Genomic DNA, 17,186 nt, shown 5'->3' on the forward strand with positions numbered 1-17,186 from the left:
AATGCCTTCCACGCCATCGCTGCAGCGCAGGCGCAGCACCACCAGGGTCTGTTGCTGCAGGGTGTGCATGGCCAGCTTGTGCGGGCGGATGGTGGGCAGGTCGACGATGATTGCGTCCAGCCGTTCGATGGTCGGGCTTTTCATGCAAAATGCTCCAGTTCAGACAACGAAGGGTCAGGCTGCCGCCACCTGGGCGTGCCGCCGGCCGCTGGCCAGGTGCACGGCCATGGCCAGCGCGGCAATCGCGCCGGGGATGGCGAAGGCGATGAAGTTGAGTTGCAGCGGCAGGTTGATGCCCATCAGTGCACCGCCGAGCAACGGGCCGACGATGGCGCCGTTGCGGCCGATGCCCGAGGCCCAGCCCAGGCCGGTGGAGCGCACCGACAGGCCGTACAGCTGGGCGGCACCGGCATACAGCAGGATTTGCGTACCGATGGTGGTGGCGCCGGCAATGAAGATCAGCAAGTACAACACCGGCATCGGGCTGTTTACACCCAGCAGGCTGATCGACAACGCTGCCGCCAGGAAAAACGCCACCTTGACCTTGACCAGGTTGTAACGGTCGCCCAGCCAGCCCCCAAGAATCGCCCCGGCCATGCCGCCAAAGTTCAGGGCCAGCAGGAACGACAGGCTCGAACCCAGGCTGTAGCCGGCGTTGGCCATCAGCTTTGGCAACCACGCGCTGAGCGCATAGACCATCAGCAGGCAGCAGAAAAACGCCAGCCACAGGGCCAAGGTGCGGGTAGCTAGGCCGTTACGGAACAAATCCAGCACCGAGCCGCCTTCACCTTTGCGCTCGGCCGCTTGCAACTGGTCGCCGGGCATTACATCGCAACCTGGGGCCAGGCGCTTGAGCAGCGTGCGCGCCTGCTCGGTACGCCCTTGGCGAACCAGAAAGCCAATCGACTCAGGCAGGTAGTAAAGAATCACCGGCAACAGCAGCAGTGGTATGGCGGCGGCGAAGAACATCGATTCCCAACCGAAACGCGGCAGCATGACAATACCCACCCCGGCCGAGAGCATGCCGCCCAGCGAATAGCCACTGAACATAAGCGCCACCAGCGTACTGCGCAGGCGCTTGGGCGCGTATTCGTTCATCAGCGCCACCGCGTTGGGCATCAGGCCGCCGCAACCCAGGCCGGCGATGAAACGGTAGATACCAAACTCGCTGGGGCTGCTGGCGAAGCCGTTGAGGATGGTCGCCCCCGAGAACAAGGCGAAACAGATGGCGATGCCTTTCTTGCGCCCGATGCGGTCGGCCAGGCTGCCGAAGGCCAGGGCTCCGAACATCATGCCGAACAACGCGTAGCTGCCCAGCGCGCCGGCCTGCAAAGGGCTCAGGCCCCACTCCTTCATGATCACCGGCAATACCACGCCGTAGATGAACAGGTCATAGCCGTCGAAGATCAGCAGCAGCCCACACCAGGCCATGATCATCCAGTGAAAGGCTGAGAAGCGGGCATTGTCGATGATCGGGTGCACGTCGATTGTGCGCATGGCATCTGTCTCTCTTGTTGTTTTTGTGGAGGAAAAGCGTGCCGGGGGTGGCGGTCAGCCGAGGTCGCCGCCCCCTACCGGCAGGGTTACACCGGTGATGTACGAGGCGTCGTCAGAGGCCAGGAACAAGATGGCGCCGACCTGCTCGTCGATGCTGCCGTAGCGGTGCATCAGGCTACTGGCGATGGTCTGGTCGACGATCTGCTGGTACCAGCGCTTGTCCTGCTCGCTTTGTTCGGCGTCGTTGCGAGGCACGCGCCGGGGCGGCGCTTCGGTACCGCCGGGAGCCGTGGCGTTGACCCGGATACCACGGCTGGCGGTCTCGAAGGCCAGGCAAGCGGTAAGCGCGTTGACCCCCCCTTTGGCGGCGCCGTAGGGCACGCGGTTGACGCCGCGCGTGGCAATCGACGAGACGTTGACGATGGCGCCGCTGCCACGTTCGAGCATGTGCGGCAACGCCGCGTGGCAGCACCACAAGGTGGGGAACAGCGAGCGGCGCACTTCGGCCTCGATCTGGGCGACTTCGTAGTGTTCGAAAGGCTTGGCCCAGAGGGTACCGCCAACGTTGTTGATCAGGATGTCGAGGCGGCCGAAGGTTTCTACCGCCGTGGCCATGACCCGTGCGCAGTCGCCATGGTGTTCGAGGTCGGCGGTGAGGGTCAGCATGCCCTCCCCGGCCAGTTCGTGGACCAGCTCGGAGCGATCCACCGCCACCACCTGCGCGCCTTCGGCCTTGAGCCGCCAGCACACGCCACGACCAATGCCTTGCGCGGCACCGGTGACCAGGGCGACTTTGCCTTGGAATCTTGAATTCATCAGTCTTTCTCCATGCTGGCGCAAACGCTGGGGGAGCCAAGGAAATTCAGGCTGCCGCTGCGGCGAACTTCTCGTAGTAAAAGTTGGCCGGGGTGATGGCCTGCTCGCGCAGGTACTGGCTGACTGCCTCGACCATCGGTGGCGGCCCGCACAGGTACACATCCACATCCCCATCATTGAGGTGGCGCGGCTCGATGTGCTGGGTCACGTAGCCCTTGTGCGGGTACTGGCTGTCGGGGTTGGCCACGCAGGCACTGAAGGTGAAGTTGGCAATGCGCGCAGCCAGGGCCTGCAGGCGATCCAGCTCGACCAGGTCGAAATCGTTGGTAACGCCGTAGATCAAATGCAGCGGATGCGCGCTGCCCTGTTCGGCAATCTTCTCCAGCATGGCCGTGAACGGCGCCAGGCCTGTGCCGCCGGCCAGCAGTAACAGCGGGCGTTGGATCGGCCGCAAATAGAAGCTGCCCAGCGGCCCGGCCAGGCTCATCGGGTCACCTGCCTTGGCCAGGCCCGTGAGAAAGCGGCTCATCAGGCCGCCCGGCACGTTACGGATCAGGAAGCTGACTTCACCATCCCTGGGCAACGAGCTGAAGGAGTACGCGCGGCTCTGGTCGCTGCCCGGCACCTTGAGGTTGACGTACTGCCCCGGCAGGAACGCCAGGCGGCTCAGCGCCTCGCCCTTGATCGACAAGGCGATGGTGCTGGCGGAAAGTTGGCGCACGTCGCTGATGGCGGCCTCGAAGCTGGCCTGCTCGGTCTTGCACAGTTGCGAAGACGCCGGGATGCGCACCACGCAGTCGCTTTCGGCGCGCATCTGGCAGGTCAGCACGTAGCCCTGGGCGATCTCGTCCCCGCTCAGGGCATCCTCGATGAAGTTGTCACCCAGGTCGTAGCACCCGGATTCGGCCTTGCACTTGCAGGTACCGCAGGCGCCATCGCGGCAGTCCAGCGGTATGTTGATGCCCTGGCGGTAGGCAGCGTCGGCCACGGTTTCATGGCCGCTGGCCTCGATGAAGCGGGTGACCCCGTCTTCGAAATTAAGCGCGATCTGGAAGCTCATGTTGCACCTCGCGGGCGAGCCGGGCCGTGGGTGCCAAGGGGCACCCCGGGCGGCTCGCGTTGCTGCGATTCAGATGTGGTAGATGTCGATGACCTGGCGCACGTAGTCGTTCTTGAGCACCACCTTCTTGGCCTTGATCAGCGGTTGTTCGCCGCGCAGGTCGAGGGTGTAGAAACTGCTGCCGAAGTAGCTGTCGGTGGTCTTGTAGCGAAAGCTCAGGGTGTGCCAGTTGAAACGCACCTGGCAGCTGCCCTCGTCCTGCTCGACGATCTCGATGTTGCTGATGTTGTGCGAGGTGCGGGTATCCGGCACGGTGGCACTGGAGCGCTCGGTCTTGATACGGAACACCCGGTCCTCGAGGCCGCCACGGTTGCCATACCAGATCAGTGAAATTTCGCTTTGCGGGTCTTGGGTAAGGCGATCGTTGTCATCCCAGGCGGGCATCCAGAAGCTCGCATCGCTGGCGTACAGTTCCAGCCACTGGTCCCACCGGGCATCGTCCAGGTAGCGCGCCTCGCGGTAGAGGAAGTCGCGCACGGTGTCATGAAGGCTCATTGCACCGCCTCCACGGGGATCAATTGCTGCTCCTGCTTGAGCGCCCGGATCATGGTGTCCTGCCAGTACTTGTGCTGGAGCACGAACAGGCCCTCATCCTCGGTGCGCACACCCGACAGCAGCGGCTTGAGCGCGATCTCCTGCGCCGCTTCGTCGGCACCTTCGACCCAATGGGCCGCACCCCGGGACATGTCGTTCCAGCCACTGCCGCCGCCGTAGCCGGTCTGGCAGGAGCGAAATTCCTCGAGGTCGTCGGGGGTGGCCATGCCACTGACGTTGAAGAAGTCTTCGTACTGGCGGATACGCTTGGCCCGGGCATCGGCGCTCTCGCCCTTGGGGGCGATGCAGTAGATGGTGATTTCGGTCTTGTTCACCGAAATCGGCCGGGCAATGCGGATTTGCGAGCTGAACTGATCCATCAGGTAGACGTTGGGGTACAGGCACAGGTTGCGCGAGTTCTCGATCATCCAGTCGGCGCGGGCCTGGCCGAAATCGGCCGCCAGTTGCTCGCGGCGCTCGTAGGCCGGGCGGTCCTGGGGGTTGGCCCAACGGGTCCAGAGCAGCAGGTGGCCGTGGTCGAAGGAATAGAAGCCGCCCCCCTGCTTGGCCCAGGCGCCGGCGCTCATGGTTTTGATCTCTTCACCCGCCTCGCGCTGCTTGCGCTGATTCTGGGTGGCGGCGTAGTTCCAGTGCACAGCGCTTACGTGGTAACCGTCGGCGCCGTTCTCGGCGGTCAGCTTCCAGTTGCCTTCGTAGACATAGGAGCTGGCACCGCGCAGCACTTCCAACCCCTCGGGGGATTGGTCGACGATCATGTCGATGATCTTGGCCGACTCGCCCAGGTGCTCGATCAGCGGTTTGACGTCGGCGTTGAGGCTGCCGAACAAAAAGCCCCGGTACGACTCGAAGCGGGCGACCTTGGTCAGGTCGTGGGAGCCCTCGCAGTTGAAACTGGCGGGGTATCCGGCATTGCTGGGGTCTTTGACCTTGAGCAGTTTGCCGCTGTTGTTGAACGTCCAGCCGTGGAATGGGCAGGTATAGCTGGTACGGTTGCCGCGCTTGTGCCGACACAGCATGGCGCCGCGGTGGCTGCAGGCGTTGAGGAAGGCATTGAGCACCCCGTCCTTGTTGCGCGCGATGAAGACCGGCTGGCGCCCCATGGTCAGGGTGAGGAAGTCGTTGTTCTCGGGAATCTGGCTTTCGTGCGCCAGGTAGATCCAGTTGCCCTCGAAGATGTGCTTCATCTCCAGGTCGAACAGCCGTGGGTCGGTGAACATCTCGCGCTTGCAGCGGTAGATGCCTTTTTCACGGTCGTCCTCGAGCATGGCATTGAGGTAGTCGAATCCCAGGGACATGGCCAGGGTCTCCATTGTTATTGTTCAGACCGGCTCAGGTTAGGGGCTGCCCGTGGGAGGCAATATCCGCTTCGTGCAAAGCGCTATCCGTTTTCTGCAAGGCAGGGCAAATGATCACGTCCATAGCAATTATCAATTGAATGCCTCGCCCGACCTGAAGTAAGCTCGGGCTCATTCACTGGAGAGCAACATGCCGAAACATACCTGCAACCACGCCAACCACACCGGTCGCCACCTGCGCCCAGTGCTGGCCGTTGCCGGCTGCAAGGCTGCTGCCAGCTTTTATTTTGGGTATTGGTTTAGCCACTAGGCGCCGCTGATACCCACACGGCGCCCACCTTCGAGGGGCCGCCGAACATGAGAATACTCAAACCCCCGGTCGGCTCCCCGACCGGGGGTTTTGCTTTTCAGGCCTTTGAACATTACCGATTCACATTGAGGACACTGTCATGAACTACGCCACTGATTACTACGCAAGCACCTACGCCTGGCGATTTAGCCAATCCCGTTCGGGCCAGCCTGCCGCCTCCGATCGGTCCGTCCACGGTGGCAATGCTGCAGCCAACTTGAATTCAACGATCAGTCGAACACCTCGATAGGGGCCGATCGAGCGGGTCAGAACCCGCCGTCCGCCCAGGGAACCTACGCCATGCAAGCCTCGAACCTCGCTCTGCCCCTGACCCAGCCACACGCTGCCAACACCACCGTCAGCCGCCGCCTGCCCAGCCCGCACCTGCTCAAGCAGCAGATGCCACTTTGCGTTGAACATGCCCAGAACGTACAGGCCCACCGCCAGGCCATTCGCGCCATCCTCGAAGGCCGCGACCCACGCCTGCTGGTCATCGTCGGCCCGTGTTCGATCCACGACCCGCGCTCTGCCCTGGAATACGCCGACCGCCTCGCCGCCCTGAGCCGCGAAGTTGACGACAAGATGCTGCTGGTGATGCGCGCCTACGTGGAAAAACCACGCACCACGGTGGGCTGGAAAGGCCTGGCGTACGACCCGCACCTCGACGGCAGCGACGACATGCATGCCGGCATCGCCCTGTCCCGTGGGCTGATGCTGAACATGATCGAGCGTGGCTTGCCGATCGCCACCGAGCTGCTGCAACCAATGGCTGCGGGCTACTTCGACGACTTGCTCGGCTGGGCCGCCATCGGCGCGCGCACCACCGAGTCGCAGATTCACCGTGAGATGGTCAGCGGCCTGGCGTTGCCGGTCGGTTTCAAGAACGGCACCGACGGCGGTGTTGCCATTGCCTGCGACGCGATGCGCAGCGCTGCAGCCCCGCATCGCCACTTCGGCATGGACGCGCAGGGCTTCCCGGCGATCATCGAGACCCTGGGCAACCCGGACACTCACCTGGTCCTGCGCGGCGGGCACAAAGGCCCGAACTACGATGCCAACAGCATTGCCCTGGCCCGCCAGGGGTTGGCCAAGGCCGGGCTGCAGGCGCGGATCATGGTCGATTGCAGCCATGCCAACAGTGGTAAGGACCCGGCCCGTCAGCCAGCGGTGTTCGAAGACGTGCTGGCCCAACGCCTGGGCGGTGATACGTCGATCGTCGGGGTGATGCTCGAAGGCCACCTGTTCGATGGCTGCCAGGCCCTGGGCAAGGGCCCGCTGAAGTACGGTGTATCGATCACCGATGGCTGCCTCGGCTGGACGGCGACGCAAACCCTGCTGCGCGAGGCCGCGGCACGTATGTAGGACGCGTACGGCAAGCCTTGCGAGACAACCCCCAAGCAAGTGCGCTAGGCTTGCCCTTTTCACCCAAGGAGTAGTACCCCATGGCACGCGCCACTGCCCGTCACATCCTCGTCAACAGCGAAGAAAAATGCAACGAGCTCAAAGCCCAGATCGAAGCCGGGGCCGACTTCGCTGAAATCGCCAAAGCCAACTCCACCTGCCCATCCAGCCGCCAAGGCGGTGACCTGGGTTCGTTCGGCCCAGGCCAGATGGTCAAGGAATTCGATACCGTGGTGTTCAGCGCCCCGGTGAACACCGTGCAGGGCCCGGTCAAGACCCAGTTCGGCTACCACCTGCTGGAAGTGACCAGCCGCCAGGATTAAGTCCTCACCGGCGATGACCATCCTTGTGGGAGCGGGTTTACCCGCGAATACGCCTTTGCAGACAATCCCTTTGTCCAGACGGGCCGCTTCGCGGGCATTCCTGCTTCCACAGCTACTGTGGGGGCTTGTCCTCCTATGCCTGGGTGGTGCAGCGCATGCCGCCCCTACCCACGCACTCACCGTCTACGGCGAAGCGCCCCGCTACGCTGAAAGCTTCCGCCACTTCGATTACGTCAACGCCAACGCGCCCAAGGGCGGCATCCTGCGCCGCTCGGCCATCGAGATTGGCCAGTTCGACCACATCCTGCCGTACATCGACAAAGGCACCGGCGTCAGCCAAGTCGATGGCTGGCTGTACGCCCCGCTGGCCGTACGCTCGTTCGATGAACCCTACACCGTCTACGGCCTGATTGCCCGGCGCATGGAACGTGGCCCTGATGATGCCTGGCTGCGCTTCGAGATCGACCCGCGGGCGACCTTTGCCGACGGCACGCCAGTGCGCGCCGAGGATGTGCGCTTCACCTTCGACACCCTCATCAACAAGGGCAGCCTCAAGTACCGCACGCAGTTCGCCGATGTTGCCGGGGTCACGGTGGAAGGCCCGCGCTGGGTACGTTTCGACTTCAAGCAGCCCCACGGCCGTACCCTGCCCCTGGACCTCGCCAGCCTGCCAGTATTGCCCGAGCACGACTGGCAGGGCCGCGACTTTGCCAACGGCGCCGGCTTCGACAAGCCGGTGGGCAGCGGCCCCTACCGGATCGGCCGGCTCGACAATGGCCGCAGCATCACCTTCGAGCGGGACCCGAACTGGTGGGCCAGGGACCTGCCGGCCAGCCGCGGGCGCTTCAATTTCGAGCGGATCCGCATCGAGTATTTCGGCGACACCGAAGTGGCGCGCCAGGTGCTCAAGGGCGGTGGCTACGATTACAACCGTGAATTCTCCGCCACCGCCTACACCTTGGGCTACAACGGTGCCCAACTGGACGATGGCCGCCTGCAGCGCGCCCACCTGGGGCCGGCCAAACCACAGATCGCACAAGGCTTCGTGTTCAACCTCGACCAGGCGCCGTTCAAGGACCGCCGCGTGCGCCAGGCCCTGGGCATGCTGTGGGATTTTGAATGGAGCAACCGGCAGATGATGCGCAACCTGTACATCCGCCAGCAGAGCGTGTTCTCCAATACCCCGCTGGCTGCCCGCAACCCACCGGATGCCGGCGAGTTGCAACTGCTCGAGCCGCTGCGGGGCCAGGTCCCTGACGAAGTCTTCAGCCAGGTCTTCACCGCCCCGGTGACCGACGGTTCAGGGATCATCCGCGCGCAGCAGCTGCAAGCGCTGACCCTGCTGCAGCAGGCAGGTTGGCACCCTGACGGCGACCGCCTGGTCAATGCCCAGGGCCAGCCGCTGGCGTTTACCTTCCTCAATGGCCAGTCCGGGATCGAGCGCCTGCTGCTGCCGTGGAAGCGCAACCTGGCACAGATCGGCATCACCCTGAACATTCGCAACGTGGACGCGTCGCAGTACGTCAACCGGGTAATGGCGCGGGATTACGACATGATCGTCACCGGCTACCCGGTGACCTTGTCGCCGGGCGCCGAGCTGTACAACTACTTCGGCTCTGCAGCGGCAAACGATCCTGGCTCGAACAACCTCATGGTGCTCAAGGACCCTGCGGTAGACAGCCTGATCGACGGCCTGGTGCGCGCCAACAGCGAAGCGGACATGCTACGGCACGCCCATGCCCTGGACCGGGTGCTGCAGTGGAACTACTACTGGATCCCCAACTACTACCCCCCGGGAACCTCGACCGTGTGGTGGAACCGCTTCGGCCGGCCGAAAATCCAGCCGGCCTATGACGAAGGCCTCGACACCTGGTGGGAAGTCAGCCCCGAGGCGCTGACCAACGTGCAGATGGCCGAACGCCAGAAGGCCGCACCATGACGTCTTACATTCTGCGGCGCCTACTGCTGATCATCCCAACGCTGCTGGCCATCCTGTTGGTCAACTTCGCCATTGTCCAGGCCGCCCCCGGCGGCCCGGTCGAACAGGCCGTGGCGCGGCTGCAAGGTATCGGCGCTGCTGCGCCGGGCGCCCGGGCGGAGGTGGTGCACGGCCAATCACGCGCCACCCGTGGCCTGGACCCAAAGCTGATCGAAGAGATCAAGCGCCAGTACGGCTTCGACAAATCCGCGCCTGAGCGGCTATGGCTAATGCTTGGCCAGTATGCGCGGCTGGACTTCGGCCAGAGCTTCTTTCGCGGTGCCAAGGTCACCGACCTGATCCTCGACAAGTTGCCGGTGACCTTGTCGCTGGGCTTCTGGGCCACGCTCATCACCTATTTAGTGTCGATCCCCCTGGGTATCCGTAAGGCAGTACGCCACGGCAGCCGCTTTGACACCTGGAGCAGCGCACTGATCGTGATCGGCTATGCCCTGCCCTCATTCTTGTTCGCCTTGCTGCTGATCGTACTGTTTGCCGGTGGAACGTCACTGAACTGGTTCCCGGTGCGCGGCCTGGTGTCAGACGACTTCGACCAGCTCAGCCTGCTAGGCAAGATCGCCGACTACTTCTGGCACCTGGTGCTGCCGGTAGGCTCGCTGGTGATCGGGGGCTTTGCGACCCTGACGCTGCTGACCAAGAATGCCTTTCTTGACGAGATATCCCGCCAGTACGTGGTCACGGCCCGGGCCAAGGGCCTGAGCGAGCGCCGAGTGCTATATGGCCATGTACTGCGCAACGCCATGCTGCTGGTGCTGGCCGGCCTGCCCCAGGCATTGATCACGGTGTTCTTTGCCGGTTCGCTGCTGATCGAGGTGATCTTCTCCCTCGATGGCCTTGGCCGCATGAGCTACGAGGCGGCGGTGTCGCGTGATTACCCGGTGGTGTTCGGGACGCTGTTCATCTTTACCCTGGCCGGCCTGCTGATACGCCTGATCGGCGATTTGTCCTACACCTTGCTCGACCCACGCATCGACTTCGACGCAAGGACGCACTGATGCTCTCGCCTGTTTCACGTCGCCGCCTGCAACGTTTTCGCCGCAACCGCCGTGGCTGGGTTTCGCTCTGGCTGTTCGCCGGCCTGTTGCTGCTCAGCCTCGGGGCTGAGCTGGTGGCCAACGACAAGCCCTTGCTGCTGGGCTACAAGGGCGAACTGTATGTGCCTGCGCTCAAGCGCTACAGCGAGCAGCAGTTCGGCGGCCAGTTGCCGTTCCAGCCGGATTACCGCAGCGCCTATGTGCGGCAATTGATCCAGCGCCAGGGGGGCTGGATGCTGTTCGCGCCCATCCCGTTCAGCGCCGACACGCCCAACTATGACCTGCTGGTACCCACCCCCAGCCCACCGAGCAGCAGCAACTGGCTGGGCACCGACGACCAAGGCCGCGACGTGCTGGCACGGGTGCTGTATGGCACCCGGGTTTCACTGCTGTTCGCCTTTGCCCTGACCGTGGTCAGCGTCTTCATCGGTGTGGTCGCCGGGGCCCTGCAGGGCTACCACGGCGGCTGGGTCGATCTGCTAGGGCAACGGGTGCTGGAGGTGTGGTCCGGTTTGCCGGTGTTGTACCTGCTGATCATCCTCAGCGGCTTCATCGAACCGGACTTCTGGTGGCTGCTGGGCATCATGGCGCTGTTCTCCTGGTTGGCCCTGGTCGATGTGGTGCGCGCCGAGTTCCTGCGTGGGCGCAACCTGGAGTACGTCAAGGCCGCCCGCGCGCTGGGCCTGCCGGACACTCAGGTAATGCTGCGGCACATCCTGCCCAACGCGATGAATGCCACGCTGACCTACGTGCCGTTCATGCTCACCGGAGCCATTACCACGCTGACAGCGCTCGACTTTCTGGGCTTTGGCATGCCCGCCGGAAGTGCTTCGCTAGGGGAACTGGTGACTCAGGGCAAGCAACACCTTGAAGCCCCTTGGCTTGGATTCACTGCGTTTTTCACCTTGGCGGTGGTGCTGTCTTTGCTAGTGTTTATCGGCGACGCCTTGCGCGAGGCATTCGACCCACGGCGTTAAGTGGGCTCCAGGCCACAGCTTGCGCACGCACCTGATGCGGTTCCCCCTCTCCGGTCCCCGGCATGTCCAAGGAGCTCTCGCATGACCCTTAAAGGCAAGACTGCACTCATCACCGGCTCCACCAGCGGCATCGGCCTGGGCATCGCCCAGGTACTGGCCCGGGCAGGGGCCGATATTCTGCTCAACGGTTTCGGCGACCCGGCACCCGCCCTGGCCGAGATTGCCGGCCATGGCGTCAAGGCTGCGCACCACCCGGCCGACCTGTCCGATGTGGCGCAGATCGAAGCCCTGTTCGCCATGGCCGAGCGCGAGTTCGGCGGCGTCGACATTCTGGTCAACAACGCAGGCATCCAGCACGTGGCGCCCGTCGAGCAGTTTCCCGTCGAGAGCTGGGACAAGATCATCGCCCTCAACCTCTCCGCAGTGTTCCATGGTACCCGCCTGGCCTTGCCTGGCATGCGGGCGCGCAACTGGGGGCGGATCATCAACATTGCCTCGGTGCACGGCTTGGTGGGGTCGACCGGCAAGGCGGCATATGTGGCCGCCAAGCACGGCGTCATTGGCCTGACCAAGGTGGTGGGCCTGGAAACCGCCACGACGCCCGTCACCTGTAACGCCATCTGCCCCGGGTGGGTACTCACCCCACTGGTGCAGAAGCAGATCGACGAACGTGCTGCCCAGGGCGGCGACCTGGCGCAAGCGCAGGCGGACTTGCTGGCCGAGAAGCAACCTTCGTTGGCCTTTGTCACGCCTGAGCACCTGGGCGAGCTGGTACTATTCTTGTGCAGCGAGGCCGCAAGCCAGGTCCGTGGCGCCGCCTGGAACGTCGATGGCGGCTGGCTGGCCCGGTAACGGGTCGCCAGGGCCTGGCGCTGGTCTTGCATTCGTTCAACTGCAAGGAGGCCCTATGCGCCCAACCCCAATGTCCGCGATCTTTGCCTTGGCCCTGGCGGTCACTGCGCCAGCCATGGCTGCCAGCCTGAAGGACGTCGCCCCCTACCCCGAGGCGGAAAAAGGCTTTACCCGCCAGGTCATCCACCTCCCAGCGCAAGCCGATGAGTCTGCCTACAAGCTCGAAATTCTGGCGGGCAAGACACTGCTGGTCGACTGCAACCTCCAGCGTCTGGGCGGCAGCCTGGAGGAGCGTACGCTCGAAGGCTGGGGCTACAGCTACTACCGACTGGACAAGGTCGGTGGCCCGGCCAGCACCCTGATGGGTTGCCTGGACGACAAGAAGACCCCCGCCTTTGTGCCGGTGGTCGGTGAAGGCTTCATGCTGCGTTATAACAGCAAGCTGCCGGTGGTGGTGTACGTGCCAGAAGATATCGAGGTGCGTTATCGCGTGTGGTCGGCATCGCAGGATGTGCAAAAGGCCAACGTGGAGTAAGGCTCCGGCGACCTGCCGTAACCGGGCGCAGGGTGCCTGAGCCGTTGCAGGCCCGCACGGGCGCCGCGCGATCAGGCATAATGCGCCCTTTTTTGCCCCGAAACACAGGTGCCCCCATGAAAGCGCAAGCCCGCCACATTCTGGTCAAGACCGCCGACGAAGCTGAAAAGCTCAAGCAGCGCATCGCCAACGGTGAAGCCTTCGACGTGCTGGCCAAGAAGTTCTCCACTTGCCCATCAGGCAAGCGTGGCGGCGACTTGGGCGAGGTGCGCCCGGGGCAACTGGTGGGTGCGATCGATCAGGTGATCTTCAAAAAGGCCCTGCGTGTGGTGCACGGGCCGATCAAGAGCAAGTTCGGGTATCACCTGGTGCAGACGTTCTATCGCGATTGATTGACAGCGGCGCGCCACCTGGCATTTTTGCCAGTTGCCGTACTGCGCGTATTTAACTACAACGCATACAGGGCCGGAGCGGCGCCCATCGGCGTATCCAGGTAGTGGCCGGGTTCAAACGGACACGGAGACCTGCCAATGCGTTACACCCCTCTGATTGCTATCGCCGCCCTGCCCTTGCTCACCCTTCCATTGCCCAGCCATGGGCAGAACCTGACAGTGTCCGCCGGCGACACCTTGGGCGCTGTTTCGCAAACCCCGGCCGTCGACGACTTCACCATGACCGGGGGTACGGTCCAGTCGCTGAACCAGGGTGAGGGCTACGACACCTTCAACATGTCGGGCGGGCACATCATCGGCGCCTTCGAGGATGGCGACCGGGCCATTTTCAGCGGCGGCCGAATTGGCAGGGTGGACCTCAAGCTGGCCGACAACTACTTTGAAATGTCCCAGGACACCGCAGTCGAAACACGCATCGATGGCAACCTGGTGAGTGGTTTCGGCAATGACACCCTCATCCTTCGTGGCGGCACCATTGGGGGCAACATCAGCACCAGCGGTGGCGTGGATAACATCACCATCAGTGGCGGCAGCCTGCGCGGCAATGTCCTGGCCAGCGCAGGCGATGATGTATTCAACTGGTCTGGCGGCACCCTCGGCGGCCGGGTCGACATGGGGCTGGGCAACGATCAGGCGAACATCAGCAACCTGGATACCGACACCCTCACCATTGTCCTGGACGGTGGCGACGGCAATGACAGCTTGCGCTTTGCCAACAGCCAGGTGCTCGGCGGTACCCTTTACCGCAACTGGGAGGCGATCAGCCTGGCCGACAACAGCCGCCTCACGCTCGATGACAAGCTTACCCTGGGCGACAGCAACAGTGGCACCGGCACGTTGAACCTGGATGCCAGCAGCGTGCTGTTGTCCCGCCAGGGTACGGTAACGGCGTTCAACCCGTCGCAGCCTACGATGGTCATCAACGCCGGTATGCTCGACCTGAGTGGTGGTAACGATGCCCAGGGCCGCCTGGTCATCAACGGCAACTACCAAGGCAACGACGGCGTGCTACGGGTGAACAGCGTGCTGGCCGGGGACAACGCCCCTTCGGACCGTCTGGTGGTCAGCCAAGGCACGCTCAGCGGCCGCACCCAACTGCTGGTCAACAACCTGGGCGGTGCCGGCGCTGCCACGCCGCAAAACGGCATCCAGGTCGTCGAGGCCCGCGACGGCGCTACCAGCACTGCCACCGCGTTCGTCCAGACCCAGACACTGTCTGCGGGTGCCTTCGATTACCGGCTGTTCAAGGGGGGCGTGACCGCAGGCTCGGAGAACAGCTGGTTCCTGCGCTCCACCCTGGTCGCAGCCCCGCTCCCTGCAGCGCAAACGCCACCGGTTGAAGAAGGTACACCGGGGGTGGCACCGGCCATCACGCCCCCGGTGGCAGCCCCTGCGCCTGGCCAGGCCGAACTGCCTGCGCCGGTGGCCGGAGAAAGCGCGCCCCTGTATCGCCCCGAAGTGCCAGTGTACGCCGCAGCGCCGCGCGGCGCGGCGATCATCGCCCGCCAGGCGCTGGGCACCTTCCACCAGCGCCAAGGGGATCAGCAGTTGCTCAGCGGCCAGGGCGGCGTTCCTGCCGCCTGGGGGCAAGCGTACGGCGGTGGGCTGCGCCAGCAATGGAGCGGTACGGTCAGCCCGCGTCTGGAGGGCGATGTGTATGGTTTCAAGGTTGGCCAAGACCTGTATGCGCACGTCGGCGACAACGGCTACCGACAGCAGATGGGGCTGTACGTCAGCCATAGCCGCCTGGACGCTGATGTCAAAGGCTTTGCCCTGGCGGTCGAAGACCGCAGCGTGGGTGACCTCAAGCTCGACGGCGACAGCGCGGGGGCCTACTGGACGCTGGTCGGTCCGCAACAGGCATACCTTGATGCCGTGGTGCAATACACCGCGCTCGATGGCCGTGCACGCTCCGATCGCGGTGACAAGCTGAACATCGACGGCCACGCCTGGACCGCGTCGCTGGAAGCCGGCTATCCGATCCAGGTGGCCGAGCGCTGGAGCGTGGAACCGCAGGCGCAACTGGTCGCTCAGAAGGTCTCGCTGGACAGTGCCAGCGACAGTGTCTCGCGTATTTCATACGACGCCCAGGTCGAACTGACCGGGCGGCTGGGCGTGCGCCTGGAGGGCGCCTTCAGCGGCAGCGGCGGCCGCCTGCTGCAACCCTACGCCCAGCTCAACCTGTGGCATGGCGACGGCGGCAGGGACACCCTGGTGTTCGATGACGTGGACAAGGTCAAGACCGACTACCGCTACACCTCGGTACAGCTCGAAACAGGTGTGGTTGCCCAAGTGAACCAGGCCTTGAGCCTGCACGGCGGCGTGCAGTACTCAAGCAACTTGGACAGCCGCCAGCAGGAAGCCAGTGGCGTGAACCTGGGCGTACGCTGGCAGTTCTAGCGACGTGCCGCCAGCAAGCCCAGGCCTGCACAACCGAGCAACCCGGCGCTGACGCGGTTGAACAGCCGGCGCGGCGCGGGCTGGTTGAACCAGCGCTGCAGATAGGTGCCAAGGCCGGCGTAGAGGGCGATCGCCGCCCATTCCAGCAACAGGAACAGCACCCCCAGCCAGAGGAACTGCTCGCTCACCGGGGTGGCGCTGCCCACCGACACGAACTGCGGCAGGAAGGCCGTGAAAATCAGGATGGCCTTCGGGTTGCCCGCCGCCACCCAGAACTCCTGCCGGGCCAAGCGCCAGGTGCCACGCGGGTGATCGCTCGCCACCACGGCCTCGCCCACCGGGGCGCGCCACAGTTGCCAGGCGATGTAGAACAGGTACGCCGCGCCGACCACCTTGATCACCAGGAACAGGTATTCGCTGGTGTGCAGCACCACCGCCAGGCCCATCGCCGCCAGGGCGATCATGCCGCTGAAGGCGATGATGCGCCCCCCGCCAGCCACGCACGCGGTACGCAAGCCATAACGGCTGGCGTTATGCAGCGACAGCAGGTTGTTGGGCCCCGGCGCCATGTTCAGGGCAAAACAGGCGGGGATGAATAGCAACAGGCTCGACAGGTCCATTTTGTTCTCCAGGAAATCTGCCGCTACTGTCGATGCCTGAGCACGGTGCGGTCAAGGTACAGCCGCGGGTAAAAACTGTACGGTCAGGCGCCCTGCACTGCTAAGCTTGCGGCCTTGCCGAGGACTTCTGCATGCCCAGTACCCGCTCCCAACTCTGGCGTGACCCCGCATTGCCCTGGGTCGAGAGCCGGCGTGCCTGCCAGAGCCGTGCCTGCTATAAAGCGCACAGCCACCCGACCTTTTCCATCGGGGCAGTGGATGCCGGGCACAGCCGCTTTAGCGGTGCAAGCGGCGGGCCGCAGCGCCTGACGCCCGGCACCTTGGTGCTGGTGCCGGCGCGTCGCGTCCACGCCTGCAACCCCGAACCCGGCCAGGCGTGGAGTTACCAGATGCTGCATGTAGGGGCCGACTGGCTGGCGCGCTTGCGGCTGGAGTCGGGGCTGAAGGCGGCCGAGCCCGGCGCCCCCGCACGTATCAGCGGCGCGCCGGCGCTTTATCGGGCGTTTTGTGCGCTCAATGCACTGCTGTTTTCCGCGGCTGACAACACCGAAAAGGAAGCTGCGGTCGTGGCGTTCATGGGTGATCATGACTTTTCGGTACATCCTGCACTGGCCGCGGCCCCTGCCCCGACGCTGGCAATGCCGACGCTGCGGGGCCTGATTGAGCGCATCGAGACCGAGCAGCCCGAGCCGCTGGGCCTGGAAACCCTGGCCGAACAGGCGGGTCTGGGCCGTTATCAGTTGATCCGGGCGTTTCGCGCCGCCACCGGGCTTACACCCCATGCCTATCTGGTCAACGCCCGGGTCAATCGAGGGCGCATACTGCTGCGTGAAGGGTTGGCACTGGCTGAGGTGGCCTACCAGCTGGGCTTTGCCGACCAGAGCCATTTCCAGCGGGTGTTCAAGGCGCATGTGGGCGTGACGCCAGGGCAATACCGGCTGGGCTGACACCACTGCAATTT

The 17,186-nt window shown here is 64.2% G+C and carries 16 protein-coding genes and 1 pseudogene; 10 read left to right on the forward strand and 7 right to left on the reverse strand.

Going from position 1 to position 17,186, the window contains the following annotated elements:
• From APH34_RS28505 to benA, 6 genes and pseudogenes are all read right to left on the reverse strand, one after another.
• A pseudogene (locus APH34_RS28505) lies at window positions 1-144 on the reverse strand (muconate cycloisomerase); the annotation flags it as partial.
• 30 nt (window positions 145-174) lie between these two features.
• Window positions 175-1,497 (reverse strand): aromatic acid/H+ symport family MFS transporter, encoded by a 1,323-nt coding sequence (locus tag APH34_RS02080; RefSeq protein ID WP_054899518.1) that lies wholly within the window; start codon window positions 1,495-1,497, stop codon window positions 175-177.
• A 54-nt stretch (window positions 1,498-1,551) separates the two neighbouring features.
• A complete protein-coding gene (locus tag APH34_RS02085) occupies window positions 1,552-2,313 on the reverse strand; it encodes a 1,6-dihydroxycyclohexa-2,4-diene-1-carboxylate dehydrogenase (RefSeq protein WP_054899519.1) in 762 nt (253 codons plus the stop codon).
• Window positions 2,314-2,359: 46 nt separating this feature from the next.
• A complete protein-coding gene (benC, locus tag APH34_RS02090) occupies window positions 2,360-3,373 on the reverse strand; it encodes a benzoate 1,2-dioxygenase electron transfer component BenC (protein ID WP_054899520.1) in 1,014 nt (337 codons plus the stop codon).
• A 69-nt stretch (window positions 3,374-3,442) separates the two neighbouring features.
• Window positions 3,443-3,928: a benzoate 1,2-dioxygenase small subunit gene (gene benB, locus APH34_RS02095; RefSeq protein WP_054899521.1), complete on the reverse strand. Its 486-nt coding sequence runs from the start codon at window positions 3,926-3,928 to the stop codon at window positions 3,443-3,445.
• Entirely contained in the window at window positions 3,925-5,283 is a 1,359-nt protein-coding gene (gene benA / locus APH34_RS02100; protein WP_054899834.1) for a benzoate 1,2-dioxygenase large subunit, read from the reverse strand. The genes benB and benA overlap by 4 nt, the downstream gene beginning before the upstream one ends.
• Window positions 5,284-5,932: 649 nt before the next feature.
• Here benA and APH34_RS02105 point away from each other — a divergent pair.
• From APH34_RS02105 to APH34_RS02145, 9 genes are all read left to right on the forward strand, one after another.
• The gene (locus tag APH34_RS02105) at window positions 5,933-6,994 is read left to right on the forward strand and encodes a 3-deoxy-7-phosphoheptulonate synthase (protein WP_054899522.1); all 1,062 of its coding nucleotides are present in this window, start codon (window positions 5,933-5,935) and stop codon (window positions 6,992-6,994) included.
• Between the two features lie 80 nt (window positions 6,995-7,074).
• On the forward strand, window positions 7,075-7,356 hold the full coding sequence (locus APH34_RS02110; protein ID WP_054899523.1) for a peptidylprolyl isomerase: 282 nt from the start codon (window positions 7,075-7,077) through the stop codon (window positions 7,354-7,356).
• Window positions 7,357-7,369: 13 nt separating this feature from the next.
• On the forward strand, window positions 7,370-9,295 hold the full coding sequence (locus APH34_RS02115; protein WP_054899524.1) for an extracellular solute-binding protein: 1,926 nt from the start codon (window positions 7,370-7,372) through the stop codon (window positions 9,293-9,295).
• Entirely contained in the window at window positions 9,292-10,350 is a 1,059-nt protein-coding gene (locus APH34_RS02120; protein WP_054899525.1) for a microcin C ABC transporter permease YejB, read from the forward strand. The genes APH34_RS02115 and APH34_RS02120 overlap by 4 nt, the downstream gene beginning before the upstream one ends.
• Window positions 10,350-11,366 carry an ABC transporter permease gene (locus APH34_RS02125; RefSeq protein WP_054899526.1) on the forward strand — a complete coding sequence of 339 codons (1,017 nt, stop codon included), beginning with the start codon at window positions 10,350-10,352 and terminating at the stop codon, window positions 11,364-11,366. The genes APH34_RS02120 and APH34_RS02125 overlap by 1 nt, the downstream gene beginning before the upstream one ends.
• Before the next feature lie 81 nt (window positions 11,367-11,447).
• Window positions 11,448-12,218 (forward strand): 3-hydroxybutyrate dehydrogenase, encoded by a 771-nt coding sequence (gene hbdH / locus APH34_RS02130; protein WP_054899527.1) that lies wholly within the window; start codon window positions 11,448-11,450, stop codon window positions 12,216-12,218.
• 55 nt (window positions 12,219-12,273) lie between these two features.
• The gene (gene eco, locus APH34_RS02135; RefSeq protein WP_054899528.1) at window positions 12,274-12,753 is read left to right on the forward strand and encodes a serine protease inhibitor ecotin; all 480 of its coding nucleotides are present in this window, start codon (window positions 12,274-12,276) and stop codon (window positions 12,751-12,753) included.
• Between the two features lie 116 nt (window positions 12,754-12,869).
• Entirely contained in the window at window positions 12,870-13,145 is a 276-nt protein-coding gene (locus tag APH34_RS02140; protein ID WP_054899529.1) for a peptidylprolyl isomerase, read from the forward strand.
• Between the two features lie 138 nt (window positions 13,146-13,283).
• The gene (locus tag APH34_RS02145) at window positions 13,284-15,605 is read left to right on the forward strand and encodes an autotransporter outer membrane beta-barrel domain-containing protein (RefSeq protein ID WP_054899530.1); all 2,322 of its coding nucleotides are present in this window, start codon (window positions 13,284-13,286) and stop codon (window positions 15,603-15,605) included.
• On the opposite strand, the gene APH34_RS02150 is transcribed toward APH34_RS02145, so the two are convergent.
• Window positions 15,602-16,225, reverse strand: a complete 624-nt coding sequence (locus APH34_RS02150; RefSeq protein ID WP_054899531.1) for a LysE family translocator — start codon at window positions 16,223-16,225, stop codon at window positions 15,602-15,604. The two genes, APH34_RS02145 and APH34_RS02150, sit on opposite strands and share 4 nt — an antisense overlap.
• Before the next feature lie 131 nt (window positions 16,226-16,356).
• Here APH34_RS02150 and APH34_RS02155 point away from each other — a divergent pair, with 131 nt between their 5' ends.
• Window positions 16,357-17,172, forward strand: coding sequence for an AraC family transcriptional regulator (locus tag APH34_RS02155; protein ID WP_054899532.1), 816 nt, complete (start codon window positions 16,357-16,359; stop codon window positions 17,170-17,172).
• Window positions 17,173-17,186 lie beyond the last annotated feature (14 nt).

This window comes from Pseudomonas sp. NBRC 111131, assembly GCF_001320525.1.
Taxonomy (GTDB): domain Bacteria; phylum Pseudomonadota; class Gammaproteobacteria; order Pseudomonadales; family Pseudomonadaceae; genus Aquipseudomonas; species Aquipseudomonas ceruminis.

Excerpts from the sequence above, each read along its gene's own strand:
- APH34_RS02080 (WP_054899518.1), bottom strand. The coding sequence starts at position 1,497 with ATGCGCACAATCGACGTGCACCCGATCATCGACAATGCCCGCTTCTCA.
- eco (WP_054899528.1), top strand. The coding sequence starts at position 12,274 with ATGCGCCCAACCCCAATGTCCGCGATCTTTGCCTTGGCCCTGGCGGTC.
- benB (WP_054899521.1), bottom strand. The coding sequence starts at position 3,928 with ATGAGCCTTCATGACACCGTGCGCGACTTCCTCTACCGCGAGGCGCGC.
- APH34_RS02140 (WP_054899529.1), top strand. The coding sequence starts at position 12,870 with ATGAAAGCGCAAGCCCGCCACATTCTGGTCAAGACCGCCGACGAAGCT.
- benC (WP_054899520.1), bottom strand. The coding sequence starts at position 3,373 with ATGAGCTTCCAGATCGCGCTTAATTTCGAAGACGGGGTCACCCGCTTC.
- APH34_RS02110 (WP_054899523.1), top strand. The coding sequence starts at position 7,075 with ATGGCACGCGCCACTGCCCGTCACATCCTCGTCAACAGCGAAGAAAAA.
- APH34_RS02125 (WP_054899526.1), top strand. The coding sequence starts at position 10,350 with ATGCTCTCGCCTGTTTCACGTCGCCGCCTGCAACGTTTTCGCCGCAAC.
- APH34_RS02120 (WP_054899525.1), top strand. The coding sequence starts at position 9,292 with ATGACGTCTTACATTCTGCGGCGCCTACTGCTGATCATCCCAACGCTG.
- hbdH (WP_054899527.1), top strand. The coding sequence starts at position 11,448 with ATGACCCTTAAAGGCAAGACTGCACTCATCACCGGCTCCACCAGCGGC.
- APH34_RS02085 (WP_054899519.1), bottom strand. The coding sequence starts at position 2,313 with ATGAATTCAAGATTCCAAGGCAAAGTCGCCCTGGTCACCGGTGCCGCG.
- APH34_RS02155 (WP_054899532.1), top strand. The coding sequence starts at position 16,357 with ATGCCCAGTACCCGCTCCCAACTCTGGCGTGACCCCGCATTGCCCTGG.
- APH34_RS02145 (WP_054899530.1), top strand. The coding sequence starts at position 13,284 with ATGCGTTACACCCCTCTGATTGCTATCGCCGCCCTGCCCTTGCTCACC.
- APH34_RS02115 (WP_054899524.1), top strand. The coding sequence starts at position 7,370 with ATGACCATCCTTGTGGGAGCGGGTTTACCCGCGAATACGCCTTTGCAG.
- APH34_RS02105 (WP_054899522.1), top strand. The coding sequence starts at position 5,933 with ATGCAAGCCTCGAACCTCGCTCTGCCCCTGACCCAGCCACACGCTGCC.
- benA (WP_054899834.1), bottom strand. The coding sequence starts at position 5,283 with ATGTCCCTGGGATTCGACTACCTCAATGCCATGCTCGAGGACGACCGT.
- APH34_RS02150 (WP_054899531.1), bottom strand. The coding sequence starts at position 16,225 with ATGGACCTGTCGAGCCTGTTGCTATTCATCCCCGCCTGTTTTGCCCTG.